The 17,453-nt window shown below is 62.1% G+C and carries 15 protein-coding genes; 5 read left to right on the forward strand and 10 right to left on the reverse strand.

The features are described from left to right. The 3 genes from A3AG_RS32925 to A3AG_RS0101705 form a co-directional block, all read right to left on the reverse strand. A partial coding sequence (locus A3AG_RS32925) for a transposase (protein ID WP_477146756.1) occupies positions 1 to 197 on the reverse strand: 197 nt, incomplete at its 3' end. Positions 198 to 688: 491 nt separating this feature from the next. Further along, positions 689 to 3,226 (reverse strand): DNA ligase D, encoded by a 2,538-nt coding sequence (ligD, locus tag A3AG_RS0101700; RefSeq protein ID WP_012354470.1) that lies wholly within the window; start codon positions 3,224 to 3,226, stop codon positions 689 to 691. Positions 3,227 to 3,259: 33 nt separating this feature from the next. Continuing rightward, a complete protein-coding gene (locus tag A3AG_RS0101705; RefSeq protein WP_018003845.1) occupies positions 3,260 to 3,481 on the reverse strand; it encodes a DUF2188 domain-containing protein in 222 nt (73 codons plus the stop codon). Between the two features lie 184 nt (positions 3,482 to 3,665). Between A3AG_RS0101705 and A3AG_RS0101710 the strand changes: the two genes are divergently transcribed. Both A3AG_RS0101710 and A3AG_RS0101715 read left to right on the forward strand, forming a co-directional pair. After that, positions 3,666 to 4,631 carry an SOS response-associated peptidase family protein gene (locus tag A3AG_RS0101710; protein ID WP_012354471.1) on the forward strand — a complete coding sequence of 322 codons (966 nt, stop codon included), beginning with the start codon at positions 3,666 to 3,668 and terminating at the stop codon, positions 4,629 to 4,631. A gap of 58 nt (positions 4,632 to 4,689) precedes the next feature. After that, the gene (locus A3AG_RS0101715) at positions 4,690 to 5,139 is read left to right on the forward strand and encodes a zinc-finger-containing protein (RefSeq protein WP_012354472.1); all 450 of its coding nucleotides are present in this window, start codon (positions 4,690 to 4,692) and stop codon (positions 5,137 to 5,139) included. Between the two features lie 264 nt (positions 5,140 to 5,403). Here the strand turns inward: A3AG_RS0101715 and A3AG_RS0101720 are convergent, their stop codons facing one another. The 5 genes from A3AG_RS0101720 to A3AG_RS32930 all read right to left on the reverse strand — a co-directional run bounded on the left by A3AG_RS0101720 (position 5,404) and on the right by A3AG_RS32930 (position 12,046). Then, positions 5,404 to 5,649: a hypothetical protein gene (locus tag A3AG_RS0101720; protein ID WP_018003846.1), complete on the reverse strand. Its 246-nt coding sequence runs from the start codon at positions 5,647 to 5,649 to the stop codon at positions 5,404 to 5,406. Positions 5,650 to 5,844: 195 nt separating this feature from the next. Continuing rightward, the gene (locus tag A3AG_RS0101725; RefSeq protein ID WP_012354474.1) at positions 5,845 to 8,997 is read right to left on the reverse strand and encodes an error-prone DNA polymerase; all 3,153 of its coding nucleotides are present in this window, start codon (positions 8,995 to 8,997) and stop codon (positions 5,845 to 5,847) included. A 5-nt stretch (positions 8,998 to 9,002) separates the two neighbouring features. Further along, the gene (locus A3AG_RS0101730) at positions 9,003 to 10,469 is read right to left on the reverse strand and encodes a Y-family DNA polymerase (RefSeq protein ID WP_012354475.1); all 1,467 of its coding nucleotides are present in this window, start codon (positions 10,467 to 10,469) and stop codon (positions 9,003 to 9,005) included. After that, positions 10,393 to 11,100 (reverse strand): translesion DNA synthesis-associated protein ImuA, encoded by a 708-nt coding sequence (gene imuA, locus A3AG_RS0101735; protein ID WP_012354476.1) that lies wholly within the window; start codon positions 11,098 to 11,100, stop codon positions 10,393 to 10,395. Before imuA ends, A3AG_RS0101730 begins: the two co-directional genes overlap by 77 nt. 748 nt (positions 11,101 to 11,848) lie before the next feature. Further along, the gene (locus A3AG_RS32930; RefSeq protein WP_012354477.1) at positions 11,849 to 12,046 is read right to left on the reverse strand and encodes a hypothetical protein; all 198 of its coding nucleotides are present in this window, start codon (positions 12,044 to 12,046) and stop codon (positions 11,849 to 11,851) included. Between the two features lie 229 nt (positions 12,047 to 12,275). On the opposite strand from A3AG_RS32930, the gene A3AG_RS33865 reads away from it, so the two are divergent. Continuing rightward, positions 12,276 to 12,470, forward strand: a complete 195-nt coding sequence (locus A3AG_RS33865) for a hypothetical protein (protein ID WP_116311481.1) — start codon at positions 12,276 to 12,278, stop codon at positions 12,468 to 12,470. A gap of 477 nt (positions 12,471 to 12,947) precedes the next feature. Here A3AG_RS33865 and A3AG_RS34670 read toward each other — a convergent pair whose 3' ends face one another. After that, the gene (locus tag A3AG_RS34670; protein WP_256461665.1) at positions 12,948 to 13,079 is read right to left on the reverse strand and encodes a hypothetical protein; all 132 of its coding nucleotides are present in this window, start codon (positions 13,077 to 13,079) and stop codon (positions 12,948 to 12,950) included. A 230-nt stretch (positions 13,080 to 13,309) separates the two neighbouring features. Then, positions 13,310 to 13,456: a DUF3096 domain-containing protein gene (locus A3AG_RS32935; protein ID WP_081479560.1), complete on the reverse strand. Its 147-nt coding sequence runs from the start codon at positions 13,454 to 13,456 to the stop codon at positions 13,310 to 13,312. Between the two features lie 512 nt (positions 13,457 to 13,968). Here A3AG_RS32935 and A3AG_RS0101755 point away from each other — a divergent pair. Together A3AG_RS0101755 and A3AG_RS0101760 are read left to right on the forward strand one after the other, a co-directional pair. Next, positions 13,969 to 14,778, forward strand: coding sequence for a PIN domain-containing protein (locus tag A3AG_RS0101755; RefSeq protein ID WP_012354479.1), 810 nt, complete (start codon positions 13,969 to 13,971; stop codon positions 14,776 to 14,778). A 420-nt stretch (positions 14,779 to 15,198) separates the two neighbouring features. Continuing rightward, entirely contained in the window at positions 15,199 to 16,665 is a 1,467-nt protein-coding gene (locus tag A3AG_RS0101760) for an ATP-binding protein (protein ID WP_012354480.1), read from the forward strand. Positions 16,666 to 17,453: the final 788 nt, after the last annotated feature.

Genomic DNA, 17,453 nt, shown 5'->3' on the forward strand with positions numbered 1-17,453 from the left:
AGCAACTTCTCCGGCGCGATACTGGGGCGGCCACCCTTGATATCGGCCTCGTACATCTGCGCGAACAGCCGGTCCATCTTCACCAGCGCCTGGTTGGCCATAGTCCGGATCGAGCGCAGCGGATGGGACTGCGGCACGAAATCCTCCAGCCTCCGCATAGTGAACAAGCTTCCCGTGAAGGTATCTGCGCCGCGCATGAATGTGGGATTGGATGGGATCCTCAAAGCAACGCTTCAGCCAGTCGTCGCGCTGACGTCCGCTGGAGGTATTTCAGCGGCCTGTTAAGGGTGGTCACCTTGCGCCAGGCGCAGTCGCGGTTATGCATTCGACAGACTCCTGATCAGGCAAATTGGTGATCATTCAGGGATATCCGGGTAACAAAGGACTGCCATTTTGCGAGCGCAGCTTGCACCGCTTCGTCGTGCGCAAATGCGCGAGGTCGTTACGGGGCGCGATCGCCAAAACCGTGAGCGAGCTATTGGCCATCAGTGACGAAGAGATCGGCATCATCCGGAAGAACCAGCGGTTAGTCTCGCAACTTGGTAGACCGGCCACCATGAGGCGCACCCTGTTTCCGAAAGTTGGCTCTCTGGTGCCTTTTTTGGACATTCATTCAAATTGGGCTCCCTGGCAATCATGAAAAAAGCGCCACGTCATTGACGGTACGCCGCTCTGGATGCGCCGTGGCTTAACTTAGCCGTTCGATCGCGTCGGTCAACATCTGTGGGGTTTCCCAATAGGACGACCATGGGTCCGCGACCTGGAAGCTCAGATATTCACGGGCATCCCGGATCGTCCATTGCCCGCCACTCTTGAGTTTCGGCAACTGCTCCCACGACACAGGCATTGAGACCCCAAGTCCGGGCCGGGCACGCGCTGAGAACGCGGCGGCGGTGGTTTGCGAGAAGCCATTGCGCAGGTAGTCGACGAAGATCTTTCCCTTGCGGTTGGTGGCGCCGGAACGTGCGGTGAAGCGCTGGGGCAGGGTGGCGGCCAGATGCTGAACTGCAGCCCGCGAGAAGGCTTTCACCTCATCGTAGGAATGCTGCGGTGCCAGCGGCACGACGACGTGTAGCCCCTTGCCGCCGCTCGTCTTCAGCCACGACTGCAGGCCCAGTTCGTCCAGCAGCGCGTGCACCAACATGGCGGCCTCGAGCATCGTCTCCCAAGCGACGCCTGCGCCGGGATCGAGGTCGAAGATGACCCGGTCAGGATGGTCGATGTCGCGGGCAGTGGAGTTCCAGGTGTGAAACTCCACCACATTCATCTGGGCGGCCGCGACAATCGCTTCGGCCGAGTCGGCCGTCAGCAGCGCGGCATGTCCCGGCCATAGGGACGCCGGCCGCTCGGTCAGCCCCGGCATCGCGGTTTCGGCATGCTTTTGGAAGAACGTCGGGGCATCGATGCCCTCCGGGGCGCGCACCAGCGATAGCGGGCGGTCCTTCAGATGGGGCAGCATCAGCATCGCGATGCTCTCGTAGTAGCGCACCAGTTCGACTTTGGTGATGCCCTCGGTCTTGTCGATCACGCGTTCGGGATTCGTGACCTTGATCGCGGCCATGCCGTGGGGTGTCACGGCGGTCTGAACCGCTTCGCGCCGGATCGACTTCGCGGCATGGTCGGTGCGCAGGCCCTTGAACGAGGCGTGGCGAACATGGCCTTCGGGCGTCCACTCGGAGAATTCCACTTCGGCGACCAGCGTCGGCTTAACCCATTGCACAGCGGTGGCGCGGCGGCCTCCCCATCGACGGCTCGCTCGGGCTTCCGTCGAAAATGGGCTTTTGTCCACTTGCAGTTTCACGAGCCGCTTGCGCAGGTCCGTCGCCGCGGCGCTGTCCCAGCCCGTACCGACGCCGCCGGTGTAACGCAGTTCGCCGTCGGCGTAGACGCCAAGATAGAGTCTGCCGACCTCAGTACGGGAGCCTTCGCGATCGGAATAGCCACCAATGACGAACTCCTGACGCAGCTTGCACTTCGCCTTCAGCCAGCTCTGCGTACGTGCCGAGACATAGGGCGAATCTGCGCGCTTGAACATCAAGCCTTCCAGGCCGAGCTGGCACGCCGCCTGAAACATCTGGGTCGCCGGCGCGTCGAAGGCTTCGCTGAAGCGAACGCGCTCCGTGCGCTCCGCGACCAGCGCGGCCAGTTGGGCCCGGCGCTGCACCAGCGGCAAGCTGCGCAGATCGCGGCCTTCCAAGTAGGGCAGGTCGAAGGCGAAGTAGACGATGGCGTCATTGCGATGGCCGTCAATGGCATTCTGCAAGGCGTTGAAATCCGGCACGCCGTCGCGCAGCACGACAATCTCGCCGTCCAGCCAGCCTTCCGAGATGTCCAGCTTCTCGATCTCCGCCGCCAGCGAAGCCAGCTTCCGGGTCCAGTCATGCCCATTTCGGGTAAAGAGCGTGACCCCGGCGTCGGAGATCCTGGCCAGGATCCGGTAGCCGTCGAACTTGTTCTCGATGATCCAGCCGGTGCCGGCGGGAAGTGTTGGCGACAGCGTGGCCAGTTGCGGGGCGAGCTTTGCGGGCAGCGGGGCACGGGGCGCGCGCTTGACGGCGGTGGCGGGATCCTCGTCGAGGACCGCGACAGATTCCTTGTCGCCATCCTCTGCATTGAGCGCGCCCAAGGGCTTGGCGATGACGCTGTCCGGCAGCGCCGTCAGCACATCGAATTCCGACAACGTGCGCGCCCACGCGTCGCGTTTCTTGAACAGGATCCACTGCTCGGATTTGTCGCCGGGCTTGGCGATGCGCACCAGTTCCCAGCGGCCGGCAAGCTTTTCGCCGTGGAGATCGAAGAGTAGCTTGCCCGCGGCCATGCCTTCGCGGGGATCGCCGACCGGTACCCAGGTGCCGCGGTCCCAAACAATCACCGATCCGGCGCCGTATTGCTTGGGCGGGATTTCGCCTTCGAATGCGGCATAGTCGAGCGGGTGGTCTTCGACATGGATGGCGATACGTTTTTCCGCAGGATCGTAGCTCGGTCCCTTTGGCACGGCCCAGCTGAGCAGCACGCCATCGAGCTCCAACCGAAAGTCGTAGTGCAGTCGGCGAGCCCAATGCTTCTGGATGACGAAGCTCAAGCGTGCTGGCTTCTTTCGCCGCGCTTTCCGTCCCGCTGGCTCAGGGGTGATGCTGAAATCGCGCTTCTTCTCATAGCGCTCAAGCGGCGGCGATGGCTCCGTCTCGCCGCGCTTGGTTCTGCGCCTCGCGTGGGTTGTGGCCATCGAATGAACGGTCCCTTGTCAGCCGCACGCCGGCTAGCCCTTGATGTCGCGCGGATCGTGGCCGAAGGAATTGCGCTCCCGAATCTGCCCGTCCCGGCCGTGGATCAGCAATTCGACCTGTTCCTGCTGCGCTTTCGCCGTGCCAGCCGCGATCGCGTCTTCCTGCCGCTTAAATTCCTGGCGCTGGCCGCCGCCCTCATGCTCAATCGCCCAGCCGTCGCCAGCGGGTACGACGTGGATGTTCTTGCCTGGCATGTTCATCTCCTAACTTGTCTCTGAATGCTGTCAGCGTCGGCGCTTCGCGACCACTCCGCTATCCGGCGGCGTCCGACAAGCCGCGTGCAACAGACGCCGCTTTTTGCTGCATTGATTCGGATGACCGTAGAATTGGGGGAGGGCAGCATCCCGAGCCGCTACAGGATTACTGGAGGAAACCAACATGTGCTATTCGGCGCAGATCCAGGCCAGCTACCGCAAGTACGTGCGCGACTTCGGCGCACTCATCAGCCTTGAGCGCTTTATCGATCTTTTCTGGGAAAAGCGACGTGATGGAGGCTGGTCGAAGCTACCCAGGGCCATGCGTGCGGCATTCGAGGCGCCGACCAACGAGGGTGAGTGTGCCATTGCGGACCTGATCGCCGCAGCAGAACAAGAGCAGGCTGGCGTCTTTGAGGCAGAGCTGTTCCAGCAGAAGACGCGTCTGACGACTGCCGAGCGCACGCTGGCCACCAAGCCGACGAAGAAGGCGGAGAACGACCAGCGCATCGCCACCGACAAAACTTCTCGCGCCCAGCGCAACCTCGCCGACCTGCAGCGCACAGAGTTGCTGCCTCGCGATTCGCGGATATTTCCAGGACACTACGCGCCCGTGCTCGTCGTTGAGGATGGCCAGTTCACCGTCATTCCGATGCGCTATCAATGCCGCCTGCCAGGCTGGACTGCGGCAATGGAACGGCAGAAGCCCGGGACCTACAATGCGCGACGCGACAATCTGAAGAAGGCCTGGCGCCAGCTCTACGGCTACAAGCACGGCATCGTGATCGTCAATGCCTTCTACGAGAACGTCGCGCGCCATAAGATGGAGCATCGCGATCTTGCGCCGGGCGAGGTTGAAGAGAACGTGGTTCTGGAGTTCCGTCCGGAGCCGCAGCAGGACATGCTGGTGGCCTGCCTGTGGTCCTGCACAAAAGGAGGGGAGGGCGAAGCCGACCTCTATTCGTTCGCCGCAATCACTGATGAACCGCCGGCCGAAGTGGCTGCCGCTGGTCACGACCGATGCGTCGTTCCGATCCAGCGCGAAAGCGTCGACGCATGGTTGCACCCAGATCCGAAGAATTTAGCGGCACTCGATGCCGTTCTCGAAGAGCGCAGCCGTCCCTTCTACGAGCACCGTCTGGCCGCGTAGCGTCGAGCGCATCCCGTAAAATTCCTCACTTCTCAACTTGCGCTGCAGAGGTCAGACCATGCGCGTTGGCCGCCCAATTCCTGTGCTTCCCCAGCCGGTATGCGATGACTGCGGCGCCAAGGCGAATTTGGCACGCGCGGGCGATGAAACGTATCCTTATCTCGAAGATCACGGACCTGTGTGGATTTGCACCGCCTGCCAGGCCTGGATCGGCGTGCGGGCACGCAGCAAGCACAACGCGCCCCTCGGTCGACTGGCCAACGCGGCGTTGCGCGAGCGCAAAAGCCAGCTGCACGATGCGCTTGAGCCTTTGGTCGCGGCAAAGATGCGGCGCGACGGCGTCAATGCTTTCGCGGCTCGCGGCAAAGCCATGAAATGGGTCATTGCGTCGCTTGGTATGGCCGTCGCAACGCCAAGCATTCATGCATTGTCGCTGGAACAATGCGAACAGGCGATCCAATTCATCGCAGAGTTTCAGGCTTCCCGTCATTCAGATCGGACTGCTTGAACCGAAGTCGCCAGTTCGGCGCCGCGCCAGATGATGACGTCGACGGTTCTCGGTTGCCGCGTTATGGAGACGATACATTTCGAGATGCCGGGCCGCTTGGACACCGCCACTATGCCGGCCCAGCGCCCATCCCGTGAGACATGAATCGCCAATGGATATTGACGCCAATCTCCCGGCGCGATCGCTTCAACGCAGCATGTTGACGGCCTGGCAAAGTGATCAGCGACCCTCGAAGCGTTCACAGCCCCCTTCGCGTGAGATCCGTCATGGCTGCGTCGTTGGCGCGGCTAGCGCACCAGTCAAGGCTATTTTGGCACCGGACTTCTTGAGCACCGGCCCCCAATCGGTCAATCGATAAACGGGACCGAGCTTCTCGATACGAACCGCTGCCTGCTCAGCCGCTTGCCGAACCAACATTGTCACCGTCTTCTTGTCGATGCCGCTCCGCGCCGCCACCTTGACCAGGGTCGCGTCGGGGATCTCGTCGATCGCGGCGAGGACTGCAAGCATGCGTCGCAGGTCGCCCCTCGGGTATTGCGGCACTTCGCTATCAGCTAGCATCCAATCGCCCCCGTCACGATAGGCCAAGCGGTACTGCCGTCCGGTAGGTTCCGTTGCGAGACAGTATGCAAGGGATCAAGGTGCTTTTCAATGCACGATCACGACACTTGGGCGTCCCCGGAACATCCGCAGGGTACTGCGTTGTCAGCAAAAATTCCGGCTGGCCGTATCGAGCCGGCCGAGCATCGACGAGAGATCCACCACGCGCTGAGCGATGAGGTGACGGACCTCGCCCTCGCATTGCCACTGACCATAGATGCCGGCCATCCTCGCCCCGAGGACTTCTTTGCGGAAGCGTTCGAAGACCCCTGGCCAGACAATCACGTTGACCACACCGGTCTCATCCTCCAGCGTCATGAAGATGACGCCATTCGAGGTGCTCGGGCGCTGTCGCACGGTGACCAGGCCTGCGGCACGAGCGGTTTGCCGCGGCTGGTATTGCGCCAGCTCTGCGGCGGACACGAAACGTCGAGCGGATAGCATCGGGCGCAGCAAGGCAAGCGGGTGGCGACGCAGTGTCAGGCCCATCGCCCGGTAGTCGCCAACGATCTCCTCGCCCTCGGTTGCCGGCACCAATTCGGCGGACTCCTCGGCCAGCTCGGTGGCACGCAGCATGTCCTTGTCCGGTACCGCTGCGGCGGCCTGCCACAGGGCTTGACGGCGCCCGCCCGTGATCGACGCCAGCGCATTGCCGCTGGCCAGCACCTGCAGGTCGTGCCGATCGAGTGCGGCGCGACGCGCCAGCTCTGCCGTGCTGGCGAACGGCCGTATCGCGCGGGCCTCCTCGATGCGCTGCGCGGCCTCGCGACGCATGCCGCGTAGGAGGGACAGGCCCAATCGCACCGCCGGCCGTGAGCCTGCGTGGAAGGGTTCGAGTGCGGAATCCCAACCGCTCACCGCCACATCGGCAGGCAATACGGTAACGCCGTGGCGCTTGGCATCCTGCACCAGCTGCGAGGGCGTGTAGAAGCCCATGGGCTGACTGTTCAGCATCGCACAGAGAAAGGCTTCGGGCTCATGGCATTTCAGCCAGGCGCTGGCGTAGACGAGCAGCGCAAAGCTGGCTGCATGGCTTTCCGGGAAGCCGTACTCACCAAACCCCTGGATCTGCCGGAAGATGCTTTCGGCAAACTCGCGATCGTAGCCGCGCTCGAGCATGCCCGAGACGATCCGATCGTAGTACTTGTCGATGCCACCCTTGCGCTTCCACGCGGCCATAGCGCGCCGTAGCTGGTCGGCTTCCCCGGCCGAGAAGCCGGCGGCCAGCATGGCCACCTGCATCACCTGCTCCTGGAAGATCGGCACGCCGAGCGTGCGCGACAGCGCTTTTTCCATCGCGGCACTCGGATAGGTGACTGGCTCGAAGCCCTGTCGCCGGCGCAGGTAAGGGTGCACCATGCCGCCCTGGACGGGTCCGGGTCGCACGATCGCCACCTCGATGACCAGGTCGTAGAACGTGCGCGGCTGCAGGCGGGGCAGCATCGACATCTGCGCACGCGACTCGATCTGGAACACGCCAACGGTATCGGCACGGCAGATCATCTCGTAAGTTGCATGGTCTTCCGCCGGAATGTCCTGCAGCTCGAAGGCCTCGCCGCGCTGTTCCGCAACGAGGTCGAGCGCGCGTCGCACGGCGGACAGCATGCCGAGCGCCAGGACGTCGACTTTGAGCAGACCCAAGGCGTCCAGATCGTCCTTGTCCCACTGGATCACGCTCCGGTCTGCCATCGCGGCGTTTTCGATGGGCACGAGGCGCGAGAGCTTGCCTCGCGCCAACACGAAGCCGCCCGTGTGCTGCGACAGGTGGCGGGGGAAACCCAACAACGAGACGGCCATGTGCGCCCATCGTTGGGACAACTCGGCTTCCGCATCCACGCCGCTTTCAGCGAAGCGCTTCAGCAGGTCCGCTTTCCCGTCGAACCAGTGATGCGACTTGGCCACCAGATCCACAATCGCAGGATCGACGCCGAGCGCCTTGCCGGTGTCGCGCAGGGCGCTGCGCGGGCGATAAGTCGTCACCGCGGCGGCAAGCGCGGCCCGGTCTCGCCCGTACTTGCGATACAGGTACTGGATGACCTCCTCGCGTCGCTGGTGCTCGAAGTCGACGTCGATGTCCGGTGGCTCACCGCGCTCCTTGGAAATGAAGCGCTCGAACAGGAGATTACCGCGTGCGGGGTCGACCTCCGTGATGCCCAGGCAGTAGCAGATCGCGGAATTGGCCGCCGAGCCGCGACCCTGACAGAGGATCCCGTTCGAGCGCGCAAAGCGCACGATATCGCTCACCGTCAAAAAGTACCGCTCATAATCCATGTCCCGGACGAGCGCGAGTTCATGCTCGATCTGCTGCTGCACGGCAAGTGGGATGCCAGCCGGGAAGCGGCGGTGGGCCCCCGCATAGGTTTCGGTGCGCAGGTAATCGGCCGGTGTGGTGCCGTCCGGAACCACCTCGTCAGGGTATTCGTATCGCAACTCATCCAGGGAGAATTGGCAGAGATTGGCGATGTGGACCGCTTCGGTCAGGTAGCGGTGCGGGTAGATGTTGGCCAGTCGCAGGCGCGAGCGCAGATGCTGCTCGGCATTCGGTGCCAGGTCGTAGCCGCACTCCGGAACAGGACGGCCAACACGGATCGCCGTCAGCACGTCGAGCATCGGTTTGCGCGAGCGCACGTGCATGGTGACGCAGCCGGTGGCCACGACGCGCAGATGGTGGCGGGCCGCCGCCGCCTCGACGGTGCCACGATGGATGTCGTCCAGCGGACGGTACAGCAGGTTCAGCCCCATCCAGGCCCGTCCGGCAAAGGTCGCGCTCACCCACGCAGCCTGGAGGTCCAGCCTGTCCGCCGGGGCACCGTAATCCGGCGTGAAGATGATGAGGCAGTCGGGCAGGCCCTTGAGGTGCTGGTGGGGCGCCTCTGGCGCGGCGAGATCGCGTGGCGTCAGGACATACGAACCCTTGGCGGCGCGCATGCGGGCCAGCGTGATCAGCTCGCAGAGGTTGCCGTAGCCTTCCCGGTTGCGAGCCAGGGCCACAACGGACAGGGCAGGGGAGCCGTCGGCATTCTGCAGGTGGAAGGAGGCCCCCACGACCAGGCGCATGCCGGCCTTCTTCGCTTCCGTATGCGCGCGCACGATCCCAGCCAGCGAGCATTCGTCCGTGATCGCGAGCGCATGGTAGCCCAACTGCGCCGCGCGCTCCGCCAGCTCTTCCGGACGGGACGCACCCGTGAGAAAGGAGAAGTTGGACAGGCAATGCAGTTCCGCATAGTCGGGCAGGCCTGTTGCGAGAATCTCGCCCATGGCGGTTATCCGAAGAGACCATGGAGGTACCACCGCGATTCGTCGCCTTCGCGGCTGCCCATCCGCTCCTGGAAGATCCAGTAGCAGGTGTGGTCCTTACCTTGCGCCACGAAGTAATCGCGCGTGACCACTTGGCCGCCCCACCAGCCGGCTTCGATGCGCTCGGGTGGCGAAACGATATGCAGGGGCGAACCGTAGAACGGCCGGTGATCCCGCTCGATGAGCGGGACCGGCTTGCCCAACAGCCAGGTTGGTCGAGGCAGGGCTGCCGGCAGGGACACGCGTGCAGGCTTCTCGGTGGCCGGTCGCCATGCGTTGGCCACCTCGGGGCGGTAGTCTGCCTGCAAGCAGGGCTGGCGAACCCTGTCGGCGCCGAGGCGCGCGCTGAGCAGCTCGAGTAGCCGGGCGTGATCGGCATGCGTCCCGCCGGGTTCCGGGAAGAGGGACTCCGTGGGCGGTGCCATGGGCTCCGTGTCGATCGCGGACACGGCCACGGCGATCATCGGGGCTTCGACGACAACGAGGGCGAGCCGCTCCTTGAGGATGCGGATCAGATGTTCCTCATGCCAGTTGGGCTCGGCGAGCGCAATCTCGATCGTCGTCGGCGGGATGGCCGCGCGGCCGCGCTCGTGGCGCAATGCCACATGGAACCGCTTGATGGCCAGGTGCCGGGCGGTCAACCAACCCACCATCTGCACCAACAGGCCGCGAACATACGCCAGCGTCTGTTCGGCATTCTCGATGCGATCCGGCAGATCCACCGTCGCATCGAATGCTGGGGGAGCTTCGACCCACTCGAAGATTTCCGGGGCCTCCCCGTAGGCGCGATCCAGGGCATCCAGGAAGTCAGCGCCGCAGCGGCGCTGCAGACCGGCGCGAGGCAGGCGGCGCAGGTCCTCCAGCGTCAGGCAGCCCAGGCCTTCGAACCAGTCGGCAAACTTGCGCGCGGCGGGCAAGGCGTGAATCGGCAGGCCGGCCATCCTGCGTTGCAACGACGCCGTAGTCAAGGCGGTGCCACCGCCGGTGCGCGCCAGCAGCCACGCTCCCTGCGCCGTCGGGGCGCTGCCGACCATCGTGCTGAAGCCCATCGTCTGGACGGTCCCCATGATCCGTCGGCGGAGTTTGCGCGGGCCACCGAAGAGTCGTAGCGTGGTGCTGACGTCGATCAGGACCGCAGCTTCATCTGCAGCGGCGACATTCGGCGAAAACTGCAGCGTCGCCATGGTGACTCTCGCCAGTGCGTCCTCTTCCTTGCCGGCATCGCGATCAAACAGGATGGCGGCTGGCGCGATGGTTTGCACGCCGCCGCGGCGCATGCCCGGCTTGACGCCCGCAGCCAGGGCCAGGGGCGTAGCGAGATGGACCCGTTCCTTGTCGAGGACGGCAACGGCCAGTTCAGTGGTGGACCAGGTCGGCCGGAAGACTTCGAGAGGGAGCGACGGCAGGCGTAGGCAGATCCACAGGCGCAGCATGGCGATACAACAAAATGGGGGACGGTTCCAGCGCGACGAGCAGAGGGGTCTCTTGCTGCGGCCCGCGGCGCTTGACGAAGTTGACGGTGACGCCGCCGACGGCAGGCTCGAGGGCCAGGCGCAACGGTGACGGCGAGGCATCCCGCGCGCACGCAGCGGGGCGCACCACGAAGAAGAGCGTGTCCGAGGTTTGTGCGGCCAGGTGCAGGCGCCGTAGCGCGTCGTTGCGAAGGTGGGACTGCCAGAGAATCAAGGCGCCACAAGTCCCGGCCCGCAAGGTCTGCTCGGCCGCCCAAAGGACATCGGCAGTCCGTTGCGCATCAATCCACAGCAGCCGCTCCGGCGATATTCCCCAGCTCACCAATGAAAGGGCTTGTGGGGCGTGCGGCGGCGCCAGGAGCACGATCGGACGTCCAGATCGGGCCACGAGCGTGGGGCGCAGCAGCCGGAGTTCGCCGATGCCAGGTTGCTGCAGTAAGAGTTCCACCTGGCTGCCGATGGGCCATCCTCCGCCCGGCAACTCCTTGTCCAGCGCGGTATAGCCCGTCGAGGCGGTGCGCGCGTTGTCCCGGGCCAGTTGTGAGGCGACCCAAAGTGACGGATGGATGGTTTCAGGGGCGACGGTGAGCATTGGCAAGTCCTGTCACCAGAGTACTGTATATTTATACAGTTGTCACCTAGACGGAACGCCACGCCGCTCGGACCCGAAAAGCTGTATGAAGCCGGAATTAGTCGGAGTTAAAGGTGCGCTATATTTCACTCGACTACCGATTAGCCGGCGCGTAGACCGTGGTCTGAATCCCGGATTCGCCACCATTTATTTGAAAAGCCGCGCTCCCAACAGGGTTCGCCGCTTTTTGCTTTCGACTGCTGCCGAGGGTCTCACACAGAACCCGCCACCTTGCCGCTTGCAATGTGGCATACCGGCAGCGACGAAGAACTGGTCCGAGATGCTCGCCTTCAGTCACGGCCTACTCACGCCTATCCCCGGTCACTGGCGGTCTGTGCGTCTACTGTTTGGTCGCAAGGGGCTACTTATGCAAGCTTCCCGATCCGTGGTCATGGGCAGACCGCGGTCTTGACGAGATTTACCAAGACTGGCCTGGTGAACGAGAGCGCAAGGTTTTTCTGCATGGAGTGGATGTGCTGCGCAGCTTCCCGAAACCTGATTAGCCACGCGGATCCGGATACTGCATCGATGCGGTCTGGTCTACGCACATGGCAATGCAGGAAACGTCGTTCGAAGATGTCGTCCAACCGCGATCCTATTCGGTCACGATACCGACACCACGGCGTGCGTCGGCGGGGGACTGGCTGGCATCAAGTTCGGTCTGCCGGGAATCCGACGCGCTGGCTGCGTCAGCTTCGCGGGTCCGCAATCAGCGAATTCGCGCAACGGCTTGCAGGAATGAATGGCCGTGCGGCGTGACGCGAGGTAGCTGCCGCCCAGAAGCCAGAAGTTCCACGGTTACATAGTGACGTTCCAGCAGGGCGTGAAGGTCCGCACGGTCCAACTCGATTTGTTCAGGCGCATCGTTGACCACCTTCAGCGTTGCAAATTCATGCGGACTCAGCATTCGTGTCTCCCTGATAGTTTTGTGCCTCACTGCCTCTCACGTCGATGGTGGTCTGCTGCGAAAATTTAGAGGAAGGATTCTAACGCCGGAAGTTGACTTTCTGACGTAAATCTTACTCAGTGAATTCCCCTAACCCGAAATGCGTATGCTGCTCAGGTCGGATGAAAGGTATTCTTCTCAACAAGCGCCCAAGAGCGTGCAAGCACCGCCAAGACGGTGAAGGGGAGATATGTACGTCAGCTATCGAGTGGTCCCACGGGTGGAGGTGGTGACAAGCGGAATCTTCCCGCCCGGCGTACTGATCATCGCCTATGACGATGACGTGCCGATGAACGAACTGGTCTGGGACGGCGTCAATCCGGTTGCCGCCTACGATGACGCGATTGGTTGTGGCAGAAATACTGGCGCTGCGGGTTCGATCTAAGGTTGAGAAATCGACCCAACAAACCGACATCCGACTACCAGCTATCCAGGCGATACTGCAACGGATCGCCTCGACAGGTCATTGGGAACCTGAACAGGTTCTCCCTCTCGGCCCAACCATCGCCAAGCATGTGTGCCGGACCTCTCGGCGTCGTCGCATCTGACAATAGGAACCGGTGCTATGCAAGCAAATGTTGTTCGTGGAAAAGCATTTACCCTTCACTGGAACAACGGATGGGGTGAGCACTACAAAGGGGCCGTCACGCTGGTACTGCGGACCGCTCCAAACAAGGAAAGGATTGAGACGTATCAGTGCGATCAGACACGTTCTGAACGCGCCTTGGCGCAGGCAGACGCCGACCAATTATTCACACTGAAGACGAACGAAGTTGTGACGGCACGACCCTAACGGCGCAGGCTGCCAACTTGCGCCCCGACTATGGCTGTTGTCCGGGCAATTCACTGACCGGCCCACTGGTCAAAGCGACCACGCGACATACAGCAGGCCGAATGCCAGAATGCAGGCCCCTAGAATCAGGTAATACCGGCTGCCATGATGGGTGTCACCGGCACGATAGGCGTGGTGGGAGTGCTGGATGTGAGGCTTCATGGTGCTCCTGATGGGGAACTGGTACTAGTTAGACCTTAGACAGGCCCCGTTTCTCATGCAGATTCTGTGCCTGCGGGCTAATTCGCGCTTCTTTTCACCGCAGTCCACGTAACTCCGGTTCTGAGACGGCCCAGCCGCGACGGAATTAGCTGTCAAATCATTGATTTCTTGGGGATCGCAGTCCGGCGAATTCCGGTGCCTCACAAAACTGCACAGGTCACAGCATCCGCTCAGTGCAGATGTCCGCCAAACAGTCCGAGCAGTCCGATGACGATTAGGTAGATGGCGACGATGTAGTTGAGCAGTCGCGGCATGACAAGAATCAGGATGCCGGCAATCAGCGAGATGAGAGGCCCAGCGCTGGTGACAATGGTGATGTCTTTCATGATGCCCTCGCTATATGCTGCGATGGCACCAGTTTCGCGCTATGCAGCACGGCGGGATAGCCGAGGCTGTCCTACACGCTCGGCGACACCTTTGTCGCCATGCGGGGTCAGGGTAGTGATCTAGCCGCCCAGCCAGGGGTGCCAGAGGAAAAACGGAAGTTCTGCCAGAATTTGACGACCCTGGCAGCCAAACTCGGCGACGGCCTGGTGCTCGACCGGCTCTGAACGACCGCAGATTCAACCGGCCATTGCCTCAGTCGCCGCTACTATTTCTGCTTCCCGATCAAGGGTGATCTCGACCGAGTGTTGGCCACTATCGTCAGAGCGCAAGCTCCGGCTTTCGAAGACTCTCTTCACACCTCGCACCTTGGGTTAAATTGGTGTCGAAACCAAAAACATCGGGAGGCATGAGTTATGGGGGTCATTCGGGAGAGGATCGACTGGCGCGTCACCTTGGCGGACGCGGCATCGACGCAATCGGCTGGGATGCGACGGGAGATTAGATGATGAGCGCCGACGCCGTCGTGCTGGTCGACTTCGAGAGCGTCCAGGACATCGACTTCTCCCAGTTGTGTGGCTCGCGTCTGGTGGTGTTCGCTGGCGAGATCCAGAAGAAGGTCCCCATCGAAGTGGCGATGGGGCTGCAGGCGCTAGGCGAGCGCGCCCGGTGGGTTCGCTCAAGCGGAATCGGGCCCAACGCGCTCGACTTCCACATTGCCTTCGAGATCGGCCGCATGGTGGAGAAGGGCGAGAAAGGGCCCGTGTTCGTGCTTTCCCACGACCGGGGTTTCGATTCTCTGCTCACCTGGCTCGGCACGAAGCTTGGGATTCCTGCGCGGCGCGTGACCGCGCTCGCCGAGGCGTTTCGGGCCAGCCCGGCGGACACGGGGGCCGCCGAGGGTCAAGCCTCTGGTCCGGCTCAGCCGAGCCCCACGCCCGCACAGCCCGCGCGCGCGACGCCGGCTCCGGCGGCTTTCCCAAAGCCGAGCGCGAACGCCAAGCCTGCGGCCCACACGCCTCCGAAGGCGGCCAAGGCGGCCTCCGTGAAAACGCCCGCCAAAAAGGCCGCGCAGCCCCAGTCAGGCAACGACAAGAAGGGCAGTGCCAAGCCGAACGCCGAGCTCACGCGCCAGATCCTGGCCCGCTCGCAGAAGGTTGCCCGGCCGCGCCGACGAGTGACCTTGGCGAAGCACATCCACGCCATGTTTAAGGTGCACGCCATCGCCGAGCGCGAGGTTGAGTCCATCATCGCCAAGCTCATCGCCAACCGCTCCATCAGCGACGTCGAAGGGGCGATCACCTACCATTTCTGACTCGTCGGTTGGCGGGGGAGCGCGATAGGGCCGCCGCAATATTGGCGGCCTCGGCGTGCGGGCTAAGCCGCGGCCAGGGGCTATTGCCATGGCTGCACCATCCAGATCCCAATGGCGACCGCGCAGCGTCGAGGCCGCCCGAATGCGGCCAATGCCGGTAGGCATCCGAGAGAGGAGCTGCCCCTGTGCAAGCAAGGGGCTCTGGCCTTTCGAACCGGTCCCTACGGTGAGTTCCGTTCGTCCTTTCCCGCTTGCAGCTACAAGCCCAAGAAGCCGGGAACCTCGCCCTGTCCGCGGATTCGTAGAGACCAGACGGCACCGGAAGTCCTGGCTCTCATGCGCCAATAGCGAGCGGACGATTTCGGTCGGGTAAAATTCTAGTCTGCGCCGCAGGCAAAGCGCACCCCTTTCATCGTCAGCATGAACCTACCATCCGCACAAGAGAGGCCTGCGAGCCTCGTTCGCGAACTCTGTAAGCTGCCAACGGAGACCGAGTGGCTTGAGTTCAAGCGCAATCGAGTGGACCACGAGCAAATCGGTGAGTACATCTCGGCATTGTCGAATTCTGCGGCTCTGGCCAACCGTGCCCACGGGTATTTGATATGGGGAGTCGACGATGCCAGTCATGAACTCGTCGGCACGATGTTCGACCCCAAGGCCGCGAAGGTGGGCAACGAAGAGCTGGAGAACTGGCTATTGCGCCTGCTCAGCCCGAAAATTCTATTCTCTTTCGAGTCCGTGGAAGTTGATGGTCAACGCGTTGTCGTACTCGAAGTTGGTCGCGCTTACCGGCATCCGGTTCAGTTCATGCACAATGAATTTGTCAGGATCGGGTCGCTGAAGAAGAAGCTGAAGGAATTTCCGGAAAAAGAGCGCGAGCTCTGGCGCATCTTTGACGAGACACCATTCGAGGCAATGGTCGCTCGCCGCGACGCTTCGGACGAGGAGGTTGTGTCTCTCCTCGACTATCCGGCGTACTTCGATCTGGCAGGAATTCCATTGCCGGAAAACCGCTCCCAGGTCTTGGAGCGCTTGGCCGCGGAAAGCCTGATCCGGCGCAACGATAGCGGATCTTGGGACATCACCAACCTTGGCGCTATTTTGTTCGCCAAGCGCCTGGAAGACTTCAGTGGACTGCGGCGCAAAGCAGTGCGGGTAATCGCCTACGAAGGCAGAGATCGCGTCAGCACCCTTCGCGAGCAGGTTGGTGCGAAGGGGTACGCGGCTGGCTTTGAGGGATTGATCGGTTACATCAATGCTTTGCTGCCGTCCAACGAGATCATCGGCAAGGCTATCCGAAAGGATGTTCCCATGTATCCGGAATTGGCAGTGCGGGAGCTTGCGGCCAACGCGCTCATCCATCAGGATTTTGGCTTGGGAGGAGCAGGGCCGATGATAGAGATCTTTAAGGACCGGATGGAGGTGACAAATCCTGGTAGTCCACTCATCAATGTCGAGAGATTCCTGGATACGCCCCCGCGTTCGCGGAACGAAGGGCTTGCTTCCCTCATGCGGCGCTTCGGCATCTGCGAGGAACGGGGAAGCGGCGTGGATAAGGTAGTGTCGGTCACGGAGGCTTACCAGCTGCCCGCTCCGGAGTTCTCGACAGTTTCCGACCATACGCGGGCAACCTTATTCGCGCACAAAGAACTTACGAAAATGGACAAATCCGACCGAGTGCGTGCTTGCTACCTGCATGCATGCCTTCGGTACGTCCAGCGCGACTATATGACCAATGCGAGTTTGCGAGATCGGTTCGGCATTCCGGTCCAGAACAGTGCGACGGCGTCGCGACTGATCAAGGAGGCCGTGGAGGGTGGCATGCTTCGGCCGTACGATGAGACTGCAGGCCGCAAGTTCATGAAGTATGTGCCGTACTGGGCATAGCTTATTTGACAACTAGCTTCGTACTTTGCTGCGCAGGATCGCCTAAAAGTGGAAACACCAATAAAATCAATGTGTTACGAGACACGCTCTTTTTGATGGTCATTTGATAGCAGCACCATCTCTGTGCTCCATGCGTCGTGGTTCAACGCGAGGCAATGTGCCTATAAAGCCTCTCGGAGAACTCTTCGGAGCGGACAGGGCGCGCCCCATCCCGGGCAACCATAGACGCCGCCCGCAACTACCTGTAGTCCTTCGCCATATCTTAACTTTCACACTTGAAAGTCCGGCGCATTTACCACGGAATGGTTCCGTTCGTTTCTGAGCCCATTGTCTAAGCCGTCGGACGCTTGAACGATCCAGACACGATAACCATTTAACATAAGTATTCTTATGCGCTCTGTGGCGTAGAAAGCACTTTATGGCGGAGCCTGCGACTGTCTCCGGGATCGGCTCGGACATGCCGGAACAGTCTGTTGGGAGGGATTAGCTGTCACCGGGCTAACGACTCGCCTGCATACGTAGTCGACTGGCACGGTTGGTCACGTTCGAGCGGCGTGGAGCAGAGATGCTCATAGGCCCGGGAATGGCGGGAACCGAGGTCATTACAGTAAGCATGCGTGAGTTAGACAGGCTCCAGATCGTCCAGGCGGTCGTGGATGGTCAGTTGCGGCCAGGCGTGGCCGCCGAACGGCTGGGAGATCACGGATCGGCAATTCCGGCGGCTGCTGGAGCGTTATCGGCAAGAAGGCTCATCCGGGCTGGTTTCTCTCGCCGGCGCGGTCGAACTG

This window comes from Cupriavidus neocaledonicus, assembly GCF_000372525.1.
In the GTDB taxonomy this organism is placed as follows: domain Bacteria; phylum Pseudomonadota; class Gammaproteobacteria; order Burkholderiales; family Burkholderiaceae; genus Cupriavidus; species Cupriavidus neocaledonicus.

What these genes read in the sequence shown, in the direction of transcription:
- ligD (WP_012354470.1), bottom strand. Translation starts at nt 3,226, where the DNA reads ATGGCCACAACCCACGCGAGGCGCAGAACCAAGCGCGGCGAGACGGAG.
- A3AG_RS0101705 (WP_018003845.1), bottom strand. Translation starts at nt 3,481, where the DNA reads ATGCCAGGCAAGAACATCCACGTCGTACCCGCTGGCGACGGCTGGGCG.
- A3AG_RS0101710 (WP_012354471.1), top strand. Translation starts at nt 3,666, where the DNA reads ATGTGCTATTCGGCGCAGATCCAGGCCAGCTACCGCAAGTACGTGCGC.
- A3AG_RS0101715 (WP_012354472.1), top strand. Translation starts at nt 4,690, where the DNA reads ATGCGCGTTGGCCGCCCAATTCCTGTGCTTCCCCAGCCGGTATGCGAT.
- A3AG_RS0101720 (WP_018003846.1), bottom strand. Translation starts at nt 5,649, where the DNA reads ATGCTTGCAGTCCTCGCCGCGATCGACGAGATCCCCGACGCGACCCTG.
- A3AG_RS0101725 (WP_012354474.1), bottom strand. Translation starts at nt 8,997, where the DNA reads ATGGGCGAGATTCTCGCAACAGGCCTGCCCGACTATGCGGAACTGCAT.
- A3AG_RS0101730 (WP_012354475.1), bottom strand. Translation starts at nt 10,469, where the DNA reads ATGCTGCGCCTGTGGATCTGCCTACGCCTGCCGTCGCTCCCTCTCGAA.
- imuA (WP_012354476.1), bottom strand. Translation starts at nt 11,100, where the DNA reads ATGCTCACCGTCGCCCCTGAAACCATCCATCCGTCACTTTGGGTCGCC.
- A3AG_RS32930 (WP_012354477.1), bottom strand. Translation starts at nt 12,046, where the DNA reads ATGCTGAGTCCGCATGAATTTGCAACGCTGAAGGTGGTCAACGATGCG.
- A3AG_RS33865 (WP_116311481.1), top strand. Translation starts at nt 12,276, where the DNA reads ATGTACGTCAGCTATCGAGTGGTCCCACGGGTGGAGGTGGTGACAAGC.
- A3AG_RS34670 (WP_256461665.1), bottom strand. Translation starts at nt 13,079, where the DNA reads ATGAAGCCTCACATCCAGCACTCCCACCACGCCTATCGTGCCGGTGAC.
- A3AG_RS0101755 (WP_012354479.1), top strand. Translation starts at nt 13,969, where the DNA reads ATGATGAGCGCCGACGCCGTCGTGCTGGTCGACTTCGAGAGCGTCCAG.
- A3AG_RS0101760 (WP_012354480.1), top strand. Translation starts at nt 15,199, where the DNA reads ATGAACCTACCATCCGCACAAGAGAGGCCTGCGAGCCTCGTTCGCGAA.